20 protein-coding genes are annotated in these 22,502 nt (G+C 66.6%); 9 read left to right on the top strand and 11 right to left on the bottom strand.

Annotation, left to right across the window (positions count from 1 at the left end):
- The first annotated feature begins 16 nt into the window (after nucleotides 1–16).
- From atpD to ACT6SE_RS18375, 3 genes are all read left to right on the top strand, one after another.
- Nucleotides 17–1,423: a F0F1 ATP synthase subunit beta gene (atpD, locus tag ACT6SE_RS18385; RefSeq protein WP_005419510.1), complete on the top strand. Its 1,407-nt coding sequence runs from the start codon at nucleotides 17–19 to the stop codon at nucleotides 1,421–1,423.
- Between the two features lie 113 nt (nucleotides 1,424–1,536).
- Entirely contained in the window at nucleotides 1,537–1,959 is a 423-nt protein-coding gene (locus ACT6SE_RS18380) for a F0F1 ATP synthase subunit epsilon (protein ID WP_005419509.1), read from the top strand.
- A 72-nt stretch (nucleotides 1,960–2,031) separates the two neighbouring features.
- Nucleotides 2,032–4,245: a hypothetical protein gene (locus tag ACT6SE_RS18375; RefSeq protein ID WP_046432632.1), complete on the top strand. Its 2,214-nt coding sequence runs from the start codon at nucleotides 2,032–2,034 to the stop codon at nucleotides 4,243–4,245.
- Between the two features lie 20 nt (nucleotides 4,246–4,265).
- Here ACT6SE_RS18375 and ACT6SE_RS18370 read toward each other — a convergent pair whose 3' ends face one another.
- Complete coding sequence (locus tag ACT6SE_RS18370; protein ID WP_032961251.1) at nucleotides 4,266–4,649, bottom strand: GtrA family protein; 384 nt, start codon at nucleotides 4,647–4,649, stop codon at nucleotides 4,266–4,268.
- 83 nt (nucleotides 4,650–4,732) lie between these two features.
- Here ACT6SE_RS18370 and glmU point away from each other — a divergent pair, with 83 nt between their 5' ends.
- Together glmU and ACT6SE_RS18360 are read left to right on the top strand one after the other, a co-directional pair.
- Nucleotides 4,733–6,100 (top strand): bifunctional UDP-N-acetylglucosamine diphosphorylase/glucosamine-1-phosphate N-acetyltransferase GlmU, encoded by a 1,368-nt coding sequence (glmU, locus tag ACT6SE_RS18365; RefSeq protein WP_046432629.1) that lies wholly within the window; start codon nucleotides 4,733–4,735, stop codon nucleotides 6,098–6,100.
- On the top strand, nucleotides 6,069–6,602 hold the full coding sequence (locus ACT6SE_RS18360) for a GNAT family N-acetyltransferase (protein WP_046432626.1): 534 nt from the start codon (nucleotides 6,069–6,071) through the stop codon (nucleotides 6,600–6,602). The genes glmU and ACT6SE_RS18360 overlap by 32 nt, the downstream gene beginning before the upstream one ends.
- A gap of 56 nt (nucleotides 6,603–6,658) precedes the next feature.
- Here the strand turns inward: ACT6SE_RS18360 and ACT6SE_RS18355 are convergent, their stop codons facing one another.
- From ACT6SE_RS18355 to ACT6SE_RS18325, 7 genes are all read right to left on the bottom strand, one after another.
- Nucleotides 6,659–8,011, bottom strand: a complete 1,353-nt coding sequence (locus tag ACT6SE_RS18355; protein ID WP_014648489.1) for a sensor histidine kinase — start codon at nucleotides 8,009–8,011, stop codon at nucleotides 6,659–6,661.
- Nucleotides 8,008–9,354: a sigma-54-dependent transcriptional regulator gene (locus ACT6SE_RS18350; protein WP_014648488.1), complete on the bottom strand. Its 1,347-nt coding sequence runs from the start codon at nucleotides 9,352–9,354 to the stop codon at nucleotides 8,008–8,010. The genes ACT6SE_RS18355 and ACT6SE_RS18350 overlap by 4 nt, the downstream gene beginning before the upstream one ends.
- A gap of 121 nt (nucleotides 9,355–9,475) precedes the next feature.
- On the bottom strand, nucleotides 9,476–9,847 hold the full coding sequence (locus ACT6SE_RS18345; protein WP_014648487.1) for a PDZ domain-containing protein: 372 nt from the start codon (nucleotides 9,845–9,847) through the stop codon (nucleotides 9,476–9,478).
- A 16-nt stretch (nucleotides 9,848–9,863) separates the two neighbouring features.
- Complete coding sequence (locus ACT6SE_RS18340; protein WP_014648486.1) at nucleotides 9,864–11,078, bottom strand: ABC transporter permease; 1,215 nt, start codon at nucleotides 11,076–11,078, stop codon at nucleotides 9,864–9,866.
- Nucleotides 11,079–11,099: 21 nt separating this feature from the next.
- Nucleotides 11,100–12,401, bottom strand: a complete 1,302-nt coding sequence (locus ACT6SE_RS18335) for an ABC transporter permease (protein WP_046432623.1) — start codon at nucleotides 12,399–12,401, stop codon at nucleotides 11,100–11,102.
- Nucleotides 12,402–12,411: 10 nt separating this feature from the next.
- Nucleotides 12,412–13,137 (bottom strand): ABC transporter ATP-binding protein, encoded by a 726-nt coding sequence (locus tag ACT6SE_RS18330; protein ID WP_014648484.1) that lies wholly within the window; start codon nucleotides 13,135–13,137, stop codon nucleotides 12,412–12,414.
- 35 nt (nucleotides 13,138–13,172) lie between these two features.
- Entirely contained in the window at nucleotides 13,173–14,450 is a 1,278-nt protein-coding gene (locus ACT6SE_RS18325; RefSeq protein WP_014648483.1) for an efflux RND transporter periplasmic adaptor subunit, read from the bottom strand.
- A 203-nt stretch (nucleotides 14,451–14,653) separates the two neighbouring features.
- Between ACT6SE_RS18325 and glmS the strand changes: the two genes are divergently transcribed.
- Nucleotides 14,654–16,492 carry a glutamine--fructose-6-phosphate transaminase (isomerizing) gene (glmS, locus tag ACT6SE_RS18320; protein ID WP_046432621.1) on the top strand — a complete coding sequence of 613 codons (1,839 nt, stop codon included), beginning with the start codon at nucleotides 14,654–14,656 and terminating at the stop codon, nucleotides 16,490–16,492.
- Between the two features lie 446 nt (nucleotides 16,493–16,938).
- Nucleotides 16,939–17,370 carry a CBS domain-containing protein gene (locus tag ACT6SE_RS18315; protein ID WP_014648481.1) on the top strand — a complete coding sequence of 144 codons (432 nt, stop codon included), beginning with the start codon at nucleotides 16,939–16,941 and terminating at the stop codon, nucleotides 17,368–17,370.
- 67 nt (nucleotides 17,371–17,437) lie between these two features.
- Here ACT6SE_RS18315 and ACT6SE_RS18310 read toward each other — a convergent pair whose 3' ends face one another.
- Complete coding sequence (locus ACT6SE_RS18310) at nucleotides 17,438–17,866, bottom strand: VOC family protein (RefSeq protein ID WP_032961230.1); 429 nt, start codon at nucleotides 17,864–17,866, stop codon at nucleotides 17,438–17,440.
- A gap of 90 nt (nucleotides 17,867–17,956) precedes the next feature.
- Nucleotides 17,957–18,472, bottom strand: a complete 516-nt coding sequence (gene gloA, locus ACT6SE_RS18305; RefSeq protein ID WP_046432619.1) for a lactoylglutathione lyase — start codon at nucleotides 18,470–18,472, stop codon at nucleotides 17,957–17,959.
- 126 nt (nucleotides 18,473–18,598) lie between these two features.
- Here gloA and ACT6SE_RS18300 point away from each other — a divergent pair, with 126 nt between their 5' ends.
- Nucleotides 18,599–19,711: a PLP-dependent cysteine synthase family protein gene (locus ACT6SE_RS18300; protein WP_014038552.1), complete on the top strand. Its 1,113-nt coding sequence runs from the start codon at nucleotides 18,599–18,601 to the stop codon at nucleotides 19,709–19,711.
- Between the two features lie 138 nt (nucleotides 19,712–19,849).
- Here the strand turns inward: ACT6SE_RS18300 and ACT6SE_RS18295 are convergent, their stop codons facing one another.
- Nucleotides 19,850–20,254 (bottom strand): hypothetical protein, encoded by a 405-nt coding sequence (locus tag ACT6SE_RS18295; RefSeq protein WP_014648478.1) that lies wholly within the window; start codon nucleotides 20,252–20,254, stop codon nucleotides 19,850–19,852.
- 170 nt (nucleotides 20,255–20,424) lie between these two features.
- Between ACT6SE_RS18295 and ACT6SE_RS18290 the strand changes: the two genes are divergently transcribed.
- Nucleotides 20,425–22,455 carry a M3 family metallopeptidase gene (locus ACT6SE_RS18290; RefSeq protein ID WP_046432614.1) on the top strand — a complete coding sequence of 677 codons (2,031 nt, stop codon included), beginning with the start codon at nucleotides 20,425–20,427 and terminating at the stop codon, nucleotides 22,453–22,455.
- The last annotated feature ends 47 nt before the right edge of the window (nucleotides 22,456–22,502 follow it).

Here is a 22,502-nt window from a genome sequence, read left to right as displayed (position 1 = left end):
ATTAGAGGATGCAGCAATGAGTCAGGGCAAGATCGTTCAGATCATCGGCGCGGTCGTCGACGTCGAATTCCCGCGTGAATCGGTGCCGAAGGTGTACGACGCACTGAAGGTGGAAAACACCGAGATCACCCTCGAAGTCCAGCAGCAGCTGGGCGACGGCGTGGTGCGTACCATCGCCCTCGGTTCCACCGACGGCCTGAAGCGCAACCTGGTTGCCGTCAACACCGGCCGTGGCATCTCGGTGCCGGTCGGCGCCGGCACCCTGGGCCGCATCATGGACGTGCTTGGCCGTCCGATCGACGAAGCCGGCCCGGTCGCTGCCAGCGACAACTGGGAAATCCACCGCGCTGCGCCGTCGTATGAAGACCAGTCCCCGGCCACCGAGCTGCTGGAAACCGGCATCAAGGTCATCGACCTGATGTGCCCGTTCGCCAAGGGCGGCAAGGTCGGCCTGTTCGGCGGCGCCGGCGTCGGCAAGACCGTCAACATGATGGAACTGATCAACAACATCGCCAAGGCGCACAGCGGTCTGTCCGTGTTCGCCGGCGTGGGTGAGCGTACCCGTGAGGGCAACGACTTCTACCACGAAATGAAGGACTCCAACGTCCTGGACAAGGTGGCGATGGTGTACGGCCAGATGAACGAGCCGCCGGGCAACCGTCTGCGCGTCGCCCTGACCGGCCTGACCATGGCCGAGTACTTCCGCGACGAGAAGGACGAAAACGGCAAGGGTAAGGACGTCCTGCTGTTCGTCGACAACATCTACCGTTACACCCTGGCCGGTACCGAAGTGTCGGCACTGCTGGGCCGCATGCCGTCCGCCGTGGGTTACCAGCCGACCCTGGCCGAGGAAATGGGCGTCCTGCAGGAGCGCATCACCTCGACCAAGAACGGTTCGATCACCTCGATCCAGGCCGTCTACGTTCCCGCGGACGACCTGACCGACCCGTCGCCGGCGACCACCTTCGCCCACCTGGACTCGACCGTGACCCTGTCGCGTTCGATCGCCTCGCTGGGTATCTACCCGGCCGTCGACCCGCTGGACTCCACCAGCCGCCAGATGGATCCGCTGGTCATCGGCCACGAGCACTACGACACCGCCCAGCGCGTCCAGCAGACCCTGCAGAAGTACAAGGAACTGAAGGACATCATCGCCATCCTGGGCATGGACGAACTGTCCGAAGAAGACAAGCAGGCCGTGTCGCGCGCCCGCAAGATCGAGCGCTTCTTCAGCCAGCCGTTCCACGTGGCCGAAGTGTTCACCGGTTCGCCGGGCAAGTACGTGCCGCTGAAGGACACCATCCGTGGCTTCAAGGCCATCGTCGATGGCGAGTACGACCACCTGCCGGAGCAGGCGTTCTACATGGTCGGCGGCATCGAAGAAGCGGTCGAGAAGGCCAAGAAGATGGCCGAGAAGGCCTGATCCGGGACGGGCGGGAGCGATCCTGCCTGACCTGACGCCGGCGCCGGGCAACCGCCCGCGCCGGTGGACCCCCACGGCGGCATTGCGCCGCCGCGAACAGCGAAGAGATTTGCATGAGCACGATCCGTTGCGACATCGTCAGCGCCGAGCAGGAAATCTTCCGTGGCGAAGCGACCCTGGTCGTGGCCACCGGTGAGCTGGGCGAACTGGGCATCGCGCCCAAGCACGCGCCGCTGATCACCCGCCTGAAGCCGGGCAAGGTGGTGGTGACCACGCCGAACGGCGAGCAGCTGGATTTCGCCATTTCCGGCGGCATCCTGGAAGTGCAGCCGCAGGTGGTGACCGTGCTGGCCGACACCGCGATCCGCGCGCAGGACATCGACGAAGCCTCGGTCCGCAAGGCCAAGGAAGAAGCCGAGCGCATCCTGGCCAACCGCGGCGAAGCGATGGAAGTGGCTGAAGCCCAGCAGAAGCTGGCCGAAGCCGTCGTCCAGCTGCAGGCGCTGGAGCGCCTGCGCAAGAATCTCAAGCACTGAGGTTCGCGCGTCATCAAGCACAAGCGCCGGCTAGCTGCCGGCGTTTTTGTTTGTTCGCCACAGGAGCAGGGAATGCAGCACCACTCGACAGCGATTGAAGGCGGCAGCTGGCAGCGGCCGTGGCGCACACCGGCAGGCGTGTTCCTGATTGCGTGGATCGTTCTGTGCCTGCCATGGCTCAGTGGCATCAAGACCATTCCCTTTGATGCCGTGCAGCAGTTCTTCCCGGCGGTCAGTTTCAGTGCCGAGCAGTTGCGTCACCTGCAGGCCCCCTGGTGGAATCCGTATCTCTACGGTGGCTACCCGCAGGTGGCCGATCCGCAGATGATGACGCTGCAGCCGATGATGCTGCTGCCGATGCTGCTGGCGCCGGGCTCCCTGCACCTGTTCACGGTGGTGGTGCTGCTGCATGTGCTGGCAGGCGGCCTGGGTGCACTGCGGTTGAGCCGCGTGCAGGGCATGCCGCCGCCGGCGCAGCTGCTGTTCGCGCTCACGCTGATGTTTGGTGGCGTGGCCGCGTCGCGCCTGCAGCACACGCCGATGATCATCAGCTACTGCCTGCTGCCCTGGCTGTGGCTGGGCCTGGAGCAGGTCCGCCGGCGGGGACGGATGCGCGACATCCTGCTGGCCGGTGTGGCCGGCGGGATGTGTGCGCTTCAACTGACCCAGGTCACCTATTTCATCATCCTCGCGTGCGTGATCTACGCCGTGGCTGCTGTCGTGCTGGCACAGGGGCAGCGCATGCGCCTGCTGTGGCAGCTGGGCGTGGTGGCCATTCTCGCCGGTGGTATCAGTGCGCCGCAGTGGCTGTCCACGCTGGCCTGGCTGGACCAGACCAATCGCAATGGCCTGACGCTGGAAGCCGCGCTGCCGGGTACCATCCACTGGCAGACACTGGTGACACTGCTGTCGGGCAACGTGTTCTCGCAGGGGCGCGGCGACAGCTGGGCCTTCGGTGATATCAGCGCCGATTACCTCTATGTGGGGGCAGTGCCGCTGGCGCTGTGGCTGCTCTGGGGCGGTGAGGTGCTGCGGCGCAAGCCGGCGGCGACGCGCGTCGCGCTGTGTGCGCTGACGCTGGCGATCATGGTCGCGGTGGGTGGCGCCACGCCGCTGTTCCCCTGGTTGTTTGGCTGGCTTCCGGGGCTGGACCTGTTCCGGCGCCCGTCCGATGCGCTGTTCCTTACCGTGCCTGCGGCGGCGTGGCTGGGTGCCAGTGCCCTGCAGGTTGCCCTGCAGCGGCAGCCATTGCGATTGCATCGGGTGTCCGTGGCGGTCGTCGCAGTGCTGGGCGCGTGCGCTGCGTGGCTGGCGATCGATCATGGTCATCCGCTCGCTTTCGCCTGGCTTGCGGTCAGCGCCGCGCTGGGCGTAGCCGCGGTGTGGGTGCTGCGCCGCCACCAGTCACCTGCGCGCTGGGTGCTGGCGCTGGTGCTGTTGGACCTGCTGCTGTTCAACGTCGGCACCAGGTTCAACGCGGGCAGCGGCACAAAGTCGGTGCTCACCGCCGATCGTGCGGGTCCTGCGCAGCGCGCCTATGCGCTGCTGGCGGCAGAGCGGCATATCGGCATACCCGAGCGCGCGGTGGTCTTCGGCATCGGCGGACTCACCAACGGCGCGGCGGTGCATGCCATTGCGCTGGCAAACGGCTACAACCCGCTGCTGGCAAGCGACTATCTGCAGATGACCGGGATGCCGGGCGAGCCGGTGGATACCTTCCAGCAGAAGGTCCCCACTGCCTGGATGCCAGACACCGCTGCTCCCCTGTACGACCTGTTGGGCGTGCGTTGGCTGCTGGCCCAGGAACCGTTCCCGGGCTCCAGCGCGCAGGGCGACCAGGTCGAACTTGCGCGGCGTGACAGCGTGCTGCCACGGGTGCTGAATCCGCGGCAGGTGCGCCGCCATGAGGAGCGTCTACCGCCTGCGCCGCTGTTCAACCAGACCGATTTCAACCGGCAGCTATGGCTGCCGGCAGCCGCCAGCAGCCACTGTGCCGAACAGGATGCCGGCGAGGCCACGGTACAGGTGCTGCGCTACCAGCCTGGACGCATCGAGCTGACGGTGGTGGCCGACCATGCAGCATGGGTGGTGATCAACGAAACCACCGGTCGTGGCTGGCAGGCGCAGCTCGAGGATGGCCAGGTACTGCCGCTGCTGCGCGGCAATGGCCTCTTCCATGCGTTGTGCGTGCCGGCTGGGCAGCATCAGGTGCGGTTGCGCTACAGCGCGCTGCAGCTGTGGCGTGAGGGACTGGGAGCGCGCCTGCGCCGTGACGGTGATCGCTGATCGCTGACCGCTGACCGCGATCAGCGGTACACCACGTAGCGCATCAACAGGAACGACACGCACGCCAGCCCGCCTTCCACCAGTGGCTTGGCCAGCCAGGTGTACTGCAGGCCCAGCGCGTGGTCGACCAGGCTCACCAGCAACGTGCTTGCCGCGGTCAGCAGCAGCCACAGCGCGAAAAAGCGTGCGAAACGCCTCCAGCCCAGCTTGTGGGTGCCGGCCTCGGCAAAGGTGTAGCGGCCGTTGAGCCAGAAGCCCAGCAGCATGCCGGCCAGGCGCCCGGCGACGTTGGCCGGTGCGACCGGCATGCCAAGCGCGGTGGCGACCACGAACACCAGCCAATCGACCAGCAGCTGCACGAGCCCGATCACGAGGTAGGCGCTTCCCTGGCGGACAAGGCTCATCGGCATGGTGAAGGAGGAGGGATGCCCATGTTAACGGCGTACGCTCTAGAATCGTCGGCAACGAACCACGGACTGCCGTTCCCATGACCCAAGCCCTGCACGTCATCATCCTCGCCGCCGGCGCCGGCAAGCGCATGAGGTCGGTGCTGCCGAAGGTGCTGCAGCCGGTCGCCGGCCAACCGATGCTGGCGCACGTGATCGATGCGGCCCGCGAACTGCAACCGGCGGCCATCCATGTGGTCTACGGCCATGGCGGTGAGGCGGTGCGGCAACAGTTTGCCGACCAGCCCGACCTGCAGTGGGCTGAACAGGCGCAGCAGCTGGGTACGGGCCACGCGGTGGCGCAGGCGATGCCGCAGGTGCCGGATGCCGTGCAGGTGCTGGTGCTGTACGGCGATGTACCGCTGATCCGCGCGCAGACCCTGCGCGATCTGCTGGCGCAGCCAGGGCGGTTGGCGGTACTGGTCGCCGAGGTTGATGACCCGACCGGTTACGGCCGCGTGCTGCGCGATGCCGAAGGCAAGGTGGGAGCGATCGTCGAGCAGAAGGACGCGACCGACGACCAGCTGCGCGTGCGCACGATCAACACCGGCATCATCGCCGCGGAGTCGACCGCGCTGCGCCGCTGGCTGTCGCAGCTGTCCAACCGCAATGCACAGGGCGAGTACTACCTGACCGACGTGTTCGCGTTTGCCGCGCATGAGTACACCCCGGCCGAAATGGCGCTGGTGGCCGACGCGCAGGAAGCCGAGGGGGCAAACGATCCCTGGCAGCTGTCTCAGCTGGAGCGTGCCTGGCAGCATCGCGCCGTGCGTGCGCTGTGCGCACAGGGTGCACGCGTGCGCGACCCGGCACGACTCGACATCCGTGGCACCGTCACCGTGGGCAGTGACGTGCTGATCGATGTCGATGTCGTTCTCGAAGGCAACATCGTGCTCGGCGACGGCGTTACCATCGGTCCGTTCAACCGCCTGAAGGACGTTACTCTCGGCCCCGGTACCGAAGTACGCGCGCACTGTGATCTGGAGGGTGTGGTCACCGAAGGCGCGGCGCTGGTCGGTCCGTTCGCGCGCCTCCGCCCAGGTACCGTGCTGGCCGATGGCGTGCACGTCGGCAACTTCGTCGAAACCAAGAAGGTCACCCTCGGCGTCGGCAGCAAGGCCAACCACCTCACCTATCTGGGTGATGCGGTGATCGGCAGCAAGGTGAACATCGGTGCCGGCACCATCACCTGCAACTACGACGGCGTGAACAAGTCGACCACCACCATCGGCGACAACGCGTTCATCGGTTCCAACAGTTCGCTGGTGGCGCCGCTGACGATCGGCGAGGGCGCGACCATCGCTGCCGGTTCGGTCATCACCCGCACCGCCCCGGACGGCAAGCTGACACTGGCCCGCGCACGACAGGAAACCATCGATGGCTGGAAGCGCCCGGTCAAGAAGTCCTGAGCCACGTATTCCGCATGCCGACGAGCTCGGCGTGCTGCCGGCAATTGAACAGCGTGCCGGCGAACTGCTGAAGGATCACGAAGCCCATCCGGTATTTGCCGGCCACGGCCTGGATCTGCCGACGCTGCAGGACGGCCTTCAGCGGGGCCAGTTGTGGGTTGTGGACGGCCCCGGCGGCGACATTGCCGGTTACCTGCTGGGCGGCGAGCTGTGTGGCGAGTTCCATGTCCTGCAGATGGATGTGGACCCGGCGCACGCGCGTCGTGGCCATGGCCGCGCATTGCTGCGGCACGCCTTGGCGCAGGCCAGGGCCACCGGCTTTGCTGCAGCGGTGCTGACCACCTTGAGCGATGTGCCATGGAATGCAGCCTTCTATGCCAGCGAAGGGTTCGACGTAGTGCCTGAGGCTGAGTGGAACGACGGCCTGCGCGCCGTCATGGCCGAAGAGGCTGCGCTCGGGTTTCCGATGCACCTGCGGGTGGCGATGCGGCGGACCTGGTAGGTGCCGGCCCTGGTCGGCACATCCGCGCATGGCGTGGAGCTACCCGATCGGCCCGCTCAACCCACCGGCAACAGGATCGACACGCACAACCCGCCATCGCCGCGGTTCTGCAGCGACACGCGGCCACCGTGCGCTTCCACGATCTCGCGCGTCAGTGCCAACCCCAGGCCGGTGCCGTTGCGCTTGGTCGAATAGAACGGCATCAAGGCGTTCTGCAGCACCTGCTCGTTCATGCCCTTGCCGCGATCCAGTACGTCCAGGCGCAGCCATTGCGGCAGCCGCGTGAGTTGCACCTGTACGTCATCGTTGGGCGGATCGGCCTCGGCGCAGGCTTCATGCGCGTTCTTCAGAAGATTCAGCAATGCCTGCCCGAACTGCGCGATGTCGATGCGGCTGCTCAGGTCCTCGTCCGGCTCGCGTTCCATGGTGAACGGGATCTGCTGGCGCAGGCTGGACAGGAACGGCGCCCAGTGCACGGTCTGCAGTTGCGGCTGCGGCAGCTTTGCGAAGCGTGCATAGCCACGGATGAAGCCTTCCAGGTGGCGTGCGCGGTCCTCGATGGTGGTGAAGATCTCCGGCAACCGGTCGAAGCGTTCGCGCTGCACCAGCACGCCACCGGAGTGGGCCAGCGAGGCGATCGGTGCCAGTGAGTTGTTGAGCTCGTGGCTGATCACCCGGATCACCTTCTTCCACGTCTGCACTTCCTGGCGGCGCAGTTCGGCGGTGAGCAGGCGTACCAGCAGCAGGTCGTGCGGACGTCCGTTGAGCTGGAAGGCGCGGCGCGACAGGTGGTAGACCTGCTCGTCATCCTCGTCGCCGTCCTCGCCCTCGGCATGCACCGCGAACAGGCTGTCGCCGCCGCGGGCGATGGCATCGCGCAGCTCTACCGGCACCTGTTCCAGCACCTCTTCCAGACGCTGGCCTTCCAGCTTCCAGCCGCCATGCAGCAGCTTGCGCGCAGCCAGGTTGGAGAACACCACGCGGGCGATGCCATCGCCGCCGGAGGCAATCAGCAGCATGGCCACCGGCGTGTTCTGCACCATGGTGTCCAGCAGCAGTTCGCGCTGCACCAGGCCCTGCCGCTGTTCGCGCAGCACATCGCCCAGCTCGCGGTGCGCCTGCACCAGGTCGCCCAGTTCGTCGTTGCCCGGCCAGTACACGCCGAAGTTGTACTCGCCGTCGCGGTAGCTGCTGGTGGTGCCGGACAGTGCGCGCATCAGCGAGCGCACCGGTGCGGTGGCGCGGCGCAGGGTCCACCACATCAACGCCAGCAGGATCACGGCCGACGCCGTGGTCACCACCCAGCCATGGTTCATCCAGTACGCCAGCAGCCACGGCAGCGCAGCGGCCAGCGCCAGCACCGGCAGCAGGCGCAGGAACAGGCGGAAGGTGAACGAGCGCCGCTTCATTCGCGTGGGATGCCGTGGCGGTCCATGCGCCGGTACAGGGCCTGGCGGCTCAGGCCGAGTTCGGCAGCCGCCTGGGCGATGACGCCGTGGTTGCGTGCCAGCACGTCCTCGATGCGCTCGCGGTCGGGATCGTTGCCAGCGCTCGGTGCGGGGCGTGGCGCCGGTGCGGTGCGCGGCAGGTTCAGGTCGGCCACCTCGATGCGGTTGCCGGTCGCCAGCAGTTCGGCACGCTGGATCACGTTGCGCAGTTCGCGCACGTTGCCCGGCCACGGGTGCCGTTGCAGGGCGGCACTGGCGGCACTGGACAGCGGCTTGCCGGCCGTCAGGAAACGCTCGGCCAGTGGAACGATGTCGCCCGCGCGCTCGGCCAACGGCGGTAGTACCAGTTCCACTGTATTGAGGCGGTAATAGAGATCTTCGCGGAACGTGCCGTCGCGGATCATCGCCGGCAGGTCGGCATTGGTCGCGCTGACCACGCGGACTTTGACCTGGCGTTCGCGATTGGAACCCAGGCGCTCGAAGCGGCCGGTTTCCAGCACGCGCAACAGCTTCATCTGCCCGCCCAGCGACAGGTTGCCGATCTCATCCAGGAACAGCGTGCCTCCGTCGGCGGCTTCGAACTTGCCCTCGCGTGCCTTGTTGGCGCCGGTGTAGGCGCCGGCCTCGGCACCGAACAGTTCGGCCTCGATCAGCTCCGACGGCAACGCGCCGCAGTTGACCGTGATGAACGGGCCCTTGGCCACCAGTGAATTGGCCTGGATGATCTGCGCGATCTTCTCCTTGCCGGCACCATTGGGACCGGTGATCAGCACCGGCAGCTCGGAGCGCGCGACCTGGCAGGCCAGGGCGATGACGCGCTCGCTGGCCGGATCGGCGAAGACCGCACCGCACAGGTCGTACTTTTCTTCCAGCGCATTGCGCTGGCGCAGCTCACGGCTGCGGCGGCGGTCCAGTTCGCGCCGCGCCTCGGACAGCTCCAGCAGGTTGTTGACCGTGGTCAGCAGCTTGCGGTCGTCCCAGGGCTTGGCCAGGTAGTCGGCGGCGCCGGCCTTGACCAGGTCCACCGCGCTGCTCAGGTGGGTCCAGGCCGTCAGCAGGATCACCGGCAGGTCCGGGTGGCGTGCGCGGATCTGTGCGAACAGCGCTTCGCCCTCCTCGCCGGAGGTGGTGTCCTCGCTGAAGTTCATGTCCTGGATCACCAGGTCGACCGGCTGCGACTCGAGCAGGGCCAGCCCCTCGGCCGGGCTCTGCGCCTGCAGGGTGTCGATGTCGTGCAGGGAGAACAGCACGTCCAGTGCAGTGCCCACACTGGCGTTGTCGTCGATGATCAGGATCGAAGGCATCAAGCGGTTCTGCAGAAAGGGATGGGCGGCGCCGATGGAGCCGTGTTCGTGTCCATACGCCGGGAGAGCCCGGCGCCACCCATCAAGCATAGCCAAACCCGTAGCCGTCGGGGCGGCGGGCTCAGCGTCGGGGCGGCGGCGGTGGCGGTGCTGGCGGAGGCGGAGCGACCAGCGCCCTGCGCCAGGCAGCGGCGTCCACCGCGACCGTCAGTTCCTGCCTGTCGCGCTGCAGCAGGAGATAGGCCCTGGCGGCGCTTGAACGCCGCAGGGCCTCGGCAAGATGCTCGATCCTGCGTACGGTGGTGTCATCCACCCGCAGGATGCGATCGCCGCTGCGCACGCCGAAGCGGGCTTCCGGGCCGGCGGCTTCCACGCGCACCTGGCCTTCGCTCGAACGCAATGCCAGGCGCGCATCGTCCTGGCGCCACTCCAGTGTCTGCGAGCTGCCACCGCCGGCCAGTGCCGGCAGTGGCAGGAGCATCATCATCAGCATCCAGCGGATACGCATCTCATGCGCCCCGCGTGGCAACCGCAGGCGGTACCGCTGCCGCGCGCCGGGCCGGTCCGAACACCGCGATCTGGCCAAGCACCCACAGCAGCAGTGCGCCCAGCGGCAGGTAGTGCAGCGGCATGCGCGGCAGCTCGTACATGTTCATCAGTGCCAGGTTGATCGCATAGGCGGCCAGCATGCCCAGCACGATGCCCAGCGTGGCCAGCAGGAAGTTCTCGGTCTGGAAGTAGCGCAGGATCTGCCCACGCGTCGCGCCGAGCGCGCGACGGATACCAATCTGCTTGCTGCGCTGCTGCACCCAGAAGCTGGCCAGGCCGATGATGCCCAGTGCGGTGACCACCAGCAGCGAGATGCACACCGTGATCAGCAGCCCGACCATGGCCCTGTCGTTCTTGAAGTAGTCATTGCGCTGCGCCTCATAGGTCAGCTTCTCGCGCACCAGCCGGTTGGGGTCGTTGCGTTCAAGCGCGGCGATCGCGCCCTTGAGTACTTCCTCGCGCCGTTCCGGAGCGGTGCGCAGGACGTACGGGCCCTGGGTGAAATCGGTCCGCACAGGCAGCACCATCGACAGCGTGGTGTTGTTGTTGTAATCGGTGGGCGTGGCCAATGACGCGACAATACCCACCACGTGCAGTGGCTGCTTGCCCATGTAGAACGTCTTGCCCAGTGCGTTCTCGCCGGGGTACAGCCTGTCGGCGAGCGTGCGGCTGATGATCACCGAGGAGGCGGTATTGGTGGAGGCGTTCTTCTGTGCATCCTCGACGTTGCTGTATTCACTGGGCTGGAAGTCGCGGCCGGCGGTCAGCTGCAGTCCAAGCGTGGACAGTCCACCTTCGCCGAACATGTACATGGTGACGAAGGCGGTCGGACGTTCCTGTTCCTGCTTCAGCGAAACGCTGGTATTGGAGGAGTTCGGGCGGAACGGCAGCTGGTTGACCTTCGCGGCGGCGGTGACCCCGGGAACGGCGCGCAGGGCGGACAGGTCCTCCTGGGTGCGGGCCTGGCCATTGGTCTGCTTGCCGATGCCGCTGACCCGGACGAACACCAGCTCGTTCTCGGCCAGGCCGCTGGTCTGGCTGATCCGTTCAACGCGCTGGGTGACCAGGAACAGGGCATTGCAGACGATGGCGCAGGTCAGGGCGACTTCCAGCACGATCAGGGCGGCGGCTGTCTTGTGCCGGCGCAGGGTGCTGAGGATGGGGCGGATATCCATGGGAGGTCCTCGTACTCGTGCTTACTGCGACTTGAGCTGGATGGCCGGGGTAACCTGCATCGCGCGCCAGGCGGGCAGGAAACCAGCGGCGAGGCTGGCGAACAGGGTCAGGCCAATGGCCAGCAGCAGCATGCTGCCGTCCAGGTGGGCCAGGCTCGCGTAGTCCACGGGTTGCTGGCGCACCGCATACAGGCCGAGCAGGGCCAGGCCGATGCCGAGCACGCCGCCGGCAACGCCGATCGCACCGGCTTCAACCAGGCATTGCAGGAAGATCTGCCCACGGCTGGCACCGAGGGCGCGGCGCACGCCGATCTCGCCGCTGCGGCGCAGGAACTTCGCCAGCAGCAGGCCCACCGTGTTGACCAGGCAGACGCCGAGAAAGCCCAGTGCCAGCCACATCTGCAGGCGCACGTCGCTGGGCACGGCATTCTTGAACGTCAACCACTCCATCACCGGGCGCAGGCGCACGTTGGTAGGGCGCTCGAAACGGCCCGCTGCGCGCTGCTGGTCCGAGTAGTTGGCCAGGTAGCTGCGGTAGTCCTCGACCTTGGCCGGATCCAGCTCCACCCAGTACTGGATCCAGCTGCAGGGCGCGTTGATCGAGTTGCTGCTGCCATCCGGATTCTCGCCGAAGCAGTTCATGTTGCCGTTGCTGCCGAACTCCAGGTCCATCGCAGTGGAAAACGGCACCAGCAGGTCTTCATCCTTGCCGTAGTTGCCGGTGGTCAGATCGAAGAAGTGGGGTTCGGGATTCCACTTCTTCATCACGCCGATCACCCGCAGTGAATGGCCACTCAGGCGGATCTCGCGACCGGTGCTGTCGGCACCCTGGAACAGCTTGTCGTTGATCGCTTTCGACAGCACCACCACCCGGCTGCGATTGTCATCATCGCTGCTGTTCCAGGCACGCCCGTACTGCATCGGCACGTCGAACATCGGGAAGAAATCGGCCGACGTCCAGCGCGTATCCACCGAGAACGGCTTGAGCGTGCTGAGCTCCGGTTCCACCGTGCCGCCGCCCGCGCTCATCATCGCCTGGCGGATGCCGCGCTTCTCGCGCAGCAGGGTCTCGGCGTCGCGCCGTGTCATCTGTTCCTCAGGCTCCTCACCCGGGGTATAGCCGCCGCGCGGGCGCGGATCGATCTGCACGTAGAACAGCTGGTCGCTCTTGCCGGGAATCGGGTCGCCGGACAGCACGTGGAACACCGTCAGCGTGGTCATCGAGGCACCGATGCCGAGCGCGATGGCGACCACCATCAGTGCGGTCAGGATCTTGTTGCGGCGGAAGCTGCGTACCGCCAATCGGGTGTAGTAGGCGAACATGGGAGCGCCCTCACTCGTTGACGGCAACGATGTGGCGCGGCGGGGTAGCCAGCACCGGTTCGCGCACCAGGTCGGTCACCTGGCCATCGACGATGTGCACGTTGCGCTGCGCGCGCGCGGCCAGTTCCGGGTCGTGGGTGACCATCACGATGGTGGTGCCGGCGGCATTGATCTCCTCCAGCAGTTCCATCACGCCGCGGGCCATCTGCGTATCCAGGTTGCCGGTCGGTTCGTCGGCCAGCAGCAGGCGCGGGCTGCCGGCCAGCGCACGCGCGATCGCCGCACGCTGCTGCTGGCCGCCGGACAGTTCGTTCGGGTAGTGCTTCATGCGTGAGCCCAGGCCGACCTGGGTGAGCGCCTTCTCGATGCGTTCGCGGCGCTCGTTGGCACTCATCTTCCGGTAGCGCAGCGGCACGTCGACGTTGTCGAACAGGTTCAGGTCGGGAATCAGGTTGAAGCCCTGGAAGATGAAGCCGATCTTCTGGTTGCGCAGGCGGCTGCGGGCGTCATCGCCCAGCGTGCTCACGTCCTGGCCGTCAAGCAGGTAGGTGCCGCTGGTGAAGGTTTCCAGCAGGCCGGCGATGTTGAGGAAGGTGGTCTTGCCGGAGCCGGACGGGCCGGTGACCGCGACGAACTCGCCTTCCTTGACCTGCAGTTCCAGCGAGCGCAACGCGTGGGTTTCCACCTGTTCGGTGCGGAAGACCTTGGCGACCGAACGCATTTCGAGCATGTACATGGGGTGTCCTCTCTCCAGGATTCAGGTATCAGGTATCAGTTGACGGAGACGCGTTCGGCGTCCTTGAACAGGTCGCTGCCGGAGACCACGATGCGGTCGCCCGGCTGCACACCCGACTTGATTTCCACTTCGCCCAGGCTGCTGACGCCCAGTTCCACCGGACGCCGCACCGCGGTGCGGCCATCCATCACGTAGGCCACGCCATTGCCCTGTTCGACGAACGGGCCGCGCTCGACCTTCAGCACGTCCTTGCGGGTATCGAGCAGCACGCGCACCGACATCCGCTGGCTCTGGCGCAGGCCTTCCGGCTGCGCGCTGGCGAAGCGCACGCGGGCGTTGACCTCGCCGTTGACCACTTCCGGCGACACCGCGCTGATCTCGCCCGGGAACGGCTTGCCATTGCCGCCGGTCAGCTGCGCCGGCATGCCGATCGCCAGGTCGCGGGCGAAGCTCTCCGGCACCTTGATCTCGACCTCGAACTTGGACAGGTCGACCACGCCCAGCACCGGCGCGTTGGCAGCCAGGTTGGTGGACTGGACCGCCTGCACCTGGCCGACCTGGCCGTCAAACGGTGCGCGCAGGGTCAGTGCGTCGACCTGGCGCTGCACTTCGGCCACCACGGCCTTCTGGCGGTCGGCCAGCAGGCGCTTGTTGCGGGCATCCAGGTCGGCGCCCTGGCTCTGCAGGCGCGCATCGGTGGTGGCGTTGGCCAGGGTGATATCGGCCTTCTTCAGCGAGTCCTTGGCCTTGGCCAGGTCGATCTGTGGCACCGCACCGCCGTCGTAGCCGCGCTGGAAGCGCTGCAGGTCGCGGTCGGCGGCCTGGCGCTCGATGGTGGCCTGGTCGGTTTCCTTGCGCGACTTGGCGCGGGCCAGGGTGGCGTCCAGCGCGGCACGGCTGGCCTCGGCTTCCAGGCCGGCCAGGGTGGCCTGTTCCTGGGCCAGCTTGCTGCGCAGTTCCGGGCTGTCGATGACCGCCAGTTCCTGGCCCTTCTTGACCACGTCACCGGCGACCACTTTCAGGTCCACGGTGCCGGCCGAGATGGCGTACAGGATCGGGCTGTTGGCGGCGATCACCCGGCCGTCGGCGGCGATGTCGCGGACCAGGTCGCCGCGCTTCACTTCGGCGATGCGCACCCGGCTGCTGTCGAAGGAGCGGCTGGCATTGGACCAAGCATGCACGGCCCAGCCGATGCCGGCCAGCAGCACGATGGCGCCCAGCGCCGGCCAGCGGTAGCGCTGCCAGTTGGCGCGGGTGGCGCCGGCCGGGGCGGAGGAAACGATCTGGTCCTGTGCGGAAGTGTCGCGGATCATCGGGTGCGTGCCTGACGGTGGTAGCCAGTACCAAGCACGTAGCGTGCCAACTTTATTTCCTTTCAGTTCAACAGGTTGGGCGGGCCGCTGGAGTGTCCGGGTGTCCGCGGACACCTTTCCGGACACTTTCATTAAGCGGACAGGAGGGGGAAGCCGGACACGCGGGCTAGAATGCGCCGATCGTCTTCAAGGAAACGCGTGACATGTGTGGAATCGTGGGTGCAATCGCCGATCGCGACGTGGTGCCGGTGCTGATCGAAGGCCTGAAGCGGCTTGAGTACCGTGGTTACGACTCCTCGGGCATCGCGGTGATCGATCACGCCGAGCGCCCCGAAGTACGTCGTGTCCGCCGCACCGGTCGCGTGTCGGAAATGGCCACGGCGGCCGAGGCCGAAGGGTTCAATGCGGTGCTGGGTATCGGCCACACCCGCTGGGCCACCCACGGCGGCGTCACCGAGGCCAACGCGCATCCGCACATCAGCCACGGCGTGGCGCTGGTGCACAACGGCATCATCGAGAACCACGAAGAGCAGCGCGAGAAGCTGCGCGCGCTGGGCTACACCTTCGAGTCGCAGACCGACACCGAAGTCATCGCGCACCTGATCCATTATCACCTGAAGGGCGGCGATGACCTGCTGGTGGCGCTGCAGCACACGGTGAAGGAGCTGACCGGCGCCTACGCGCTGGCCGTGGTCAGCCGCGCCGAGCCGGAGCGCTTCGTCTGCGCGCGCATGGGCTGCCCGCTGCTGGTGGGCCTGGGCGAGGGCGAGAACTTCGTCGCCTCCGACGTCTCGGCGGTGATCTCGGCCACCCGCAAGGTGATCTTCCTGGAAGAGGGCGACACCGCCGAGATCCGTCGCGATGGCGTGCGCATCTTCGATGAGCATGACCGGCCGGTCGAGCGCGATGTGCACCTGTCCGACGTGTCGCTGGCATCGCTGGAGCTTGGCCCGTACCGCCACTTCATGCAGAAGGAAATCCACGAGCAGCCGCGCGCGCTGGGCGACACCATCGAGGCGGCGATCGACGCCGGTGGTTTCCCGGCCGAGCTGTTCGGCAAGAATGCCGAAGCGGTGCTGTCGGGCATCGAGGGCGTGCAGATCATTGCCTGCGGCACCAGCTACTACGCCGGCCTGACCGCGCGCTACTGGATCGAGGCCATCGCCGGCCTGCCGTGCAGCGTGGAGATTGCCAGCGAGTACCGCTACCGCGCCGCGTATGCCAACCCGAAGCACCTGATCGTCACCATCTCCCAGTCCGGCGAAACGCTGGATACGATGGAGGCGCTGAAGTACGCCAAGGCGCTTGGCCACAAGCACACGCTGTCGATCTGCAACGTGCCGGAAAGCGCGATTCCGCGCGCCAGCGAGCTGGTCTGCTACACCCGCGCGGGCGCGGAGATCGGCGTGGCTTCGACCAAGGCCTTCACCACCCAGCTGGCCGCGCTGTTCCAGTTGACCGTGGTGCTGGGCAAGCTGCATGGCCGCATCGACGCGGCGCAGGAAGCGGATTACCTGGAGCAGCTGCGCTTCCTGCCGGGCAGCGTGCAGCACGCGCTGAACCTGGAACCGCAGATCGCGGCGTGGGCCGAACGCTTCGCGCGCAAGTCCAATGCGCTGTTCCTGGGCCGTGGCCTGCATTACCCGATCGCGCTGGAAGGCTCGCTCAAGCTCAAGGAGATTTCCTACATCCACGCCGAGGCCTACCCGGCGGGCGAGCTGAAGCATGGCCCGCTGGCGCTGGTGGACGAGGACATGCCGGTGGTGGTGATCGCCCCCAATGACAGCCTGCTGGAGAAGGTGAAGTCGAACATGCAGGAAGTGCGCGCCCGTGGTGGCGAGCTGTTCGTGTTCGCCGACCAGGACAGCAACTTCAATGAGTCCGAAGGCGTGCACGTGATCCGCACGCCGCGCCATGCCGGCGTGCTCAGCCCGATCGTGCACACCATTCCGGTGCAGCTGCTGGCCTACCACACCGCGCTGGCACGCGGCACCGACGTGGACAAGCCGCGCAACCTGGCCAAGAGCGTGACGGTGGAGTAACACTCCCGGATCCGTTGAATGCTGCATGCGAAAAGGGGCCCGCGTGGCCCCTTTCGTTTGCGTGGTTGGCCATGCCAAGTGGGACAGCCGCCGGGTGTTCTGTCCGCCGTCGGCAGCAGGCAATCATTCTTTAATGCGTGGCATTGGCTGTATTCAGCGGCGGTTTCAGCCGCGGTGCCATTCTCTGGATCGTCGATTGGTTCCCACGACGAACTGTCCTATCGATGCCGGTAGTGACCGATGGTCGCAGTCGTAGAATCGATTTGACCGAGGTCCGGGTTGAGCGGTTGAGCCCACCTCGTTCGCGTTGCAGCACATCGCCTGCCGATCCATTCCACGCGGCGGCCGGGTGCGCCAGACGTGCGCTGAAAGGTCTGTTCCCGGGGAGGGGGCGTATCGGAAGAGCACACTTTTTTGACTTCAGTGACCTGCATCAGGAAACAAGAATGAACGTCCGCGAACTCCTGCAATCCAAGAAAGAAGCTGTCATCACCATCGACGCCGAGGACACCATCGGTGCCGCCGCCCACAAGATGAGCGCGAACAGGATTGCTGCGCTGGTGGTGATGAAGGACGATGCCCCGGTCGGCATCATTTCCGAGAAGGACATCGTGCGTACCCTGGCCGACGACGGCCCGCAGGCCGGCCGCCGGGTGATCTCCAGCCTGCCGTCCACCGGCCTGGAAGGCATTGCGCCGGACGCGACGCTGAAGCAGGCCATGTCGTTGATGACGTACTCGCGGCGCCGTCATCTGATGGTGACCGACGGCAACCAGCTGGTCGGCATCCTCAGCCTGGGCGATATCGTGAAGAACCTGCTGGGCGAGCTGGAACTGGAAAAGGCCGTGCTTCAGGACATCTACATGGCCGCCCACTGAGGGCTGCAGCGCTGGAAGCAGGGAAGCCGGGCATTGCCCGGCTTCTTCGTTCACGGCTTCGGTGATATCAGAACGTGACCTTTACCGAGTCGGCGCTGTAGTTCGCAGGACCGTGATAGACCACTTCGATGTTGTTGCCGTCCGGGTCGAGCACGAAGGCGCCGTAGTAGCCCGGGTGGTAGGGGCGTTCGCCCGGCGCGCCGTTGTCGGTGCCGCCGGCGGCGATCGCGGCGGTATGGAAGGCATCGACGGTGGCGCTGTCGCGGGCCTGGAAGGCCAGATGGTGGCGGCCGGTCAGCTGGCCGGCGGCGGCCTCGCTGCTGGCGCTGGAAATGAACAGCTCATCGGCCCAGAAGTAATCATCGCCTTCGCCGGCGATCGGGATGCCGATGGTGTCGAACACCGCCTGGTAGAAGCGGCGGCTGGCGGCCAGGTCACGCACCACCAGCTGCAGATGGTCGATCAGTCGGCCGCGGTGCAGTTCCATCGTTTCCATACGAACCTCGCAAAAAAGGGGACGGAGGGGATTAAGTCGCTTCCGGCCAATAGTGCCAGAAACGACTTAATCCCCTCCGTCCCCTTTTTGTCAGTGGGCGATGATTTCGACCCAGTAGCCGTCCGGGTCCTTGATGAAGGCCAGATTCTTCATGCGGCCGTCGGTCAGGCGTTTCTGGAAGGTCACGCCGAGGTCCTCGAAGCGCTGGCAGGCGGCCTCGATGTCCGGCACCGACACGCAGATGTGGCCGAAGCCGCGCGGGTCGCTGTTACCGTCGTGGTACACCGCACCGGCCTGGGTTTCGGTACCGTGGTTGTGGGTCAGTTCCAGCACGCCCGGCAGGCCGGCCATCCACAGGCGGCGCTGGCTGTCGTCTTCTGGCACCACTGCGCCGGCCGGCACGTAGGCCAGGAAGTACAGGCTGAACTGGGCGTCCGGGAAGTCGCGCTTGTCGATCAGCTGGTAACCCAGTACGCGGGTGTAGAAGTCCAGCGAGGCGGTGATGTCCTTCACCCGCAGCATGGTGTGGTTGAACACGAAGCCGCTGGTTTCGGCCGGGGCCTGGGCGGCGACGCCGGGGACATCGCGCAGGGCGGGAATGGTCATGGGGGAGGTCCTTCAGACGGGGCCGTTGCCGGCCGGATGGCCGCCATTCTACCGGCCCGCACCTGACGGCACCGCGACGTACAATGGCCGGATCGCACCGTTCCGTCCTGATAACGATTGCCCGCCATGTCGCAGCGTGAATGGGTGGCCGCCGCCATCCGCAAGATCGAAGCCGATTTCAACCGTTCCGCCGATACCCATCTGATCCCGCTGGCGCTGCCCGGGTTCGAGGGCATCGACCTGTACCTGAAGGACGAGTCGAGCCATCCCACCGGCAGCCTCAAGCACCGGCTGGCGCGCTCGCTGTTCCTGTACGCGCTGGCCAACGGTTGGTTGCGCGAGGGCCGGCCAGTGATCGAGGCCTCCAGTGGCTCGACCGCCGTGTCCGAAGCCTATTTCGCGCGCCTGCTGGGCCTGCCGTTCATTGCGGTGATCCCGGCCACCACCTCGCCGGAAAAGATCGCGGCGATCGAGTTCCATGGGGGCCGCTGCCACCTGGTCGAGCGCGCCTGCGACCTCAACTGTGATTCGGAAAAGCTGGCCCGCGAAACCGGCGGCCACTTCATGGACCAGTTCACCTATGCCGAGCGGGCGACCGACTGGCGTGCCAACAACAACATCGCCGAATCCATCTTCAAGCAGATGGCCGAAGAGCCCAGCCCGGTTCCGGAATGGATCGTGTGCAGCCCGGGTACCGGCGGTACCGCCGCCACGCTGGGCCGTTATGTCAGCTACCGCCGGCATGACACCCGCATCCTGTGCGCGGACCCGGAAGTGTCGGTGTTCTTCGACGGCTACAAGGCTGCCGTGGCCGGTGAACAGGACTGGCGTGGACTGACCTGTAGCGGTGGCTCGCGCGTGGAAGGCATCGGCCGGCCACGGGTGGAGCCGAGTTTCATCCCGACCAGTGTCGATGCGATGGTGAAGGTGCCCGATGCGCTGAGCCTGGCCGCGATGCGCCATGTCAGCCGCCAGCTCGGCCGCCGTGTCGGTGGCTCCACCGGCACCAACTTCATCGGCGTGCTGCAGGCCGCGCAATGGATGCGTGAGGCGGGCCACCAGGGCAGCATCGTCAGCATCCTGTGCGACAGTGGCGAGCGCTATGCGCAGAGCTATTACGACCCGGCGTGGTATGGGCGGCAGGGGATCGATGTCGACGGCGCCGATGCGCAGCTGGCGGCGGCGGTGGCCGGGCAGGGGTTGCCCGAACTGCCGTGGTGCAGCCTGGAAGCGTTGTAACGCGGCAACGCACGGCCGGCTGTGCATCGGCTGGGTAGCGTCTACTGTTGGTCGACCGCTCCACGTTCAGGTCGCCAGAATCCCGCGCTGCGCGCGAAAGTCGACCCACAGTCGACTCCACCCGGTCGCCGGGGCGTCTCAATATCCCGCTGCGGTGAACGCATCCAGCACCGCATCGCGCAGCGCATCAGGCAACGCCTCGATGTCCATCGCGCGGTCATCCAGGTGCAGGCTGGGGTCCAGGATGCTGGCGCGTCCCTGGGCCAATGCCTGCAGCCACAGCAGCACGCAGATCACGAACTCGCGCTCGTGGCCCAGCTGCAACTGGCTGGCGCCGCGCTCGATCACCTCGAACGGGTACCACTCCTGGGCATCGTTGAACGTGCCGCCCTGCTGCAATACCGCCTGCAGCTGCTCCAAATGGCGGGGGGCGTCGTCGCCGGCATCGCACAGCGCGGCGATCCAGGCCAGTTCTGCCGGGCTGGCGGACAGCGCCAGCGAGCGCGCCGGTGAGATGGATGCCACTGCAGCCAGACCTTCCATGTAGGGCCTCGTTCGGTAAGTACCGCTGCGGACTCCCCCGCAGCCAGAGCTTCGGTGCGCGGCCGTCAGGCCGACGTGAACGCCGGCGCATGCCCCCTTGTCAGCCGCGCCTGTCAGCGCCATATCTGGGAAGCTGCCCGCCCGCCGGGCCCGTTCCCTGGAGATCTGCCGTGACCGTTGCCAACCCCCTGCTCGACTTTTCCGGACTGCCGCGCTTTGACGCGATCCGCCCCGAGCACGTCGCGCCGGCGCTGGATGTGCTGCTGGCCGAGGCCGAAGCTGCCGTCAGCGCAGCCGAGCGGGTGCAGCCGGTGCGTTGGGACACCTTCGTCACCCCGCTGGATGACGCCACCGAGCGCCTGTGGCGTGCCTGGGGCCTGGTCGGCCACCTGCAGGGGGTGGTCAACACCCCGGAACTGCGTGAGGCCTACAACGGCAACCTGCCGCGGGTGACCCGTTTCGCCAGCGCGCTGGGCCAGAACCTGGCGCTGTATCGCCAGTACCAGGCACTGGCCGCCAGCCCGGAGGCGGCGCATTTCAATGAAGCCCAGCGCAAGGTGCTGGACAACACGCTGCGTGACTTCCGCCTGGGCGGTGCCGAGCTGGCACCTGAGGCGCAGCAGCGCTTTGCGGCGATCAAGGAGGAACTGTCGGCGCTGTCGGCGAAGTTCTCGCAGAACGTGCTCGACGCCACCGATGCATGGTCGCTGTACATCGAGGACGAAGCACGACTGCTGGGCCTGCCGGAAGACGTGAAGGCTGCCGCGCGCGCTGCGGCAGAGAAGGACGGCAGGACCGGCTGGAAACTGACCCTGCAGATGCCGTGCTACCTGTCGGTGCAGACCTGGGGTGAAGACCGCGACCTGCGCGAGATCCTGTACCGTGCCAGCGCGCAGCGTGCATCGGAGTTCGGCGATGACGCGCTGGACAACAGTGGCAACATCGACCGTATCCTTGCCCTGCGCGCCGAACTGGCCGCGTTGCTCGGCTTCGATTCGTACGGCCATTACTCGGTGGCGACCAAGATGGCGCAGGATCCGGCCGAAGTGCTGGGTTTCCTGCGTGACCTTGCCGCGCGAGCCAAGCCGTTCGCGGCCAAGGACCGCGCCGAGCTGGAGCAGTTCGCACGCGAGCAGCTGGGCATCGATGACCTGCAGGCCTGGGACCTGGCGTTCGCCGCCGACCGCCTGAAGCAGGCGCGTTACAGCTATTCCGAGCAGGAAGTGAAGCAGTATTTCACCGAACCGAAGGTACTGGGCGGCCTGTTCTCGGTGATCGAGCAGCTGTATGGCCTGCATGTGCAGGAAGACAGCGCACCGGTGTGGCACGAAGACGTGCGCTTCTTCCGCCTGGTCGATGCGCAGGGCGCGCTGGTCGGCCAGTTCTACCTGGACCTGTACGCACGCGAGGGCAAGCGCGGCGGTGCGTGGATGGACGATTGCCGCAACCGTCGCGTGCGTGGCGACGGCAGCGTGCAGACGCCACTGGTCTACCTGGTGTGCAACTTTGGCCGGGGCGCCAACGGCAGGCCGGCGACCTTCAGCCACAATGAAGTGACCACGCTGTTCCATGAGATGGGCCACGGGCTGCACCAGCTGCTGACCCGCATCGGCGAACTGGGCGTGGCCGGCATCAACGGCGTGGAATGGGACGCGGTGGAGCTGCCCAGCCAGTTCATGGAGAACTTCTGCTGGGAATGGGACCACCTGCAGGGCATGACCGCGCACGTGGACAGTGGCGAGCCGCTGCCGCGCGCGCTGTACGAGCGCATGCTGGCGGCGCGCAATTTCCATAGCGGCATGGCCACGGTGCGCCAGCTGGAGTTCGGCCTGTTCGACATGCTGCTGCACAGCCAGTTCGAACCGGCGCAGGACAGCGTGCTGGCACTGCTGGACCGAGTGCGCGCGGAAGTGGCCGTGAACCACCCGCCGGTCTGGAACCGCTTCCCGCACCAGTTCAGCCACATCTTCGCCGGTGGTTACGCCGCGGGTTACTACAGCTACAAGTGGGCCGAAGTGCTCAGCGCCGATGCCTACGCCGCGTTCGAGGAAGCGCCGCAGGCACTGGCTGAAACCGGTGCACGCTTCCGCGATGAGATCCTGTCGCGTGGTGGCAGCCGCCCGGCGGCGGAGAACTTCAAGGCCTTCCGCGGCCGCGCGCCGCAGATCGACGCGCTGCTGCGGCACTCGGGCATGGCGTAAGCGAAAAAAAGGGGACGGAGGGGATTAAGTCGTTTGTGCACAAACGA

The organism is Stenotrophomonas sp. LC732, assembly GCF_052446685.1.
GTDB lineage: Bacteria > Pseudomonadota > Gammaproteobacteria > Xanthomonadales > Xanthomonadaceae > Stenotrophomonas > Stenotrophomonas muris.
The sequence above is the reverse complement of the archived record's forward strand: the minus strand, read 5'-3'. Positions and strand labels throughout refer to the sequence as shown.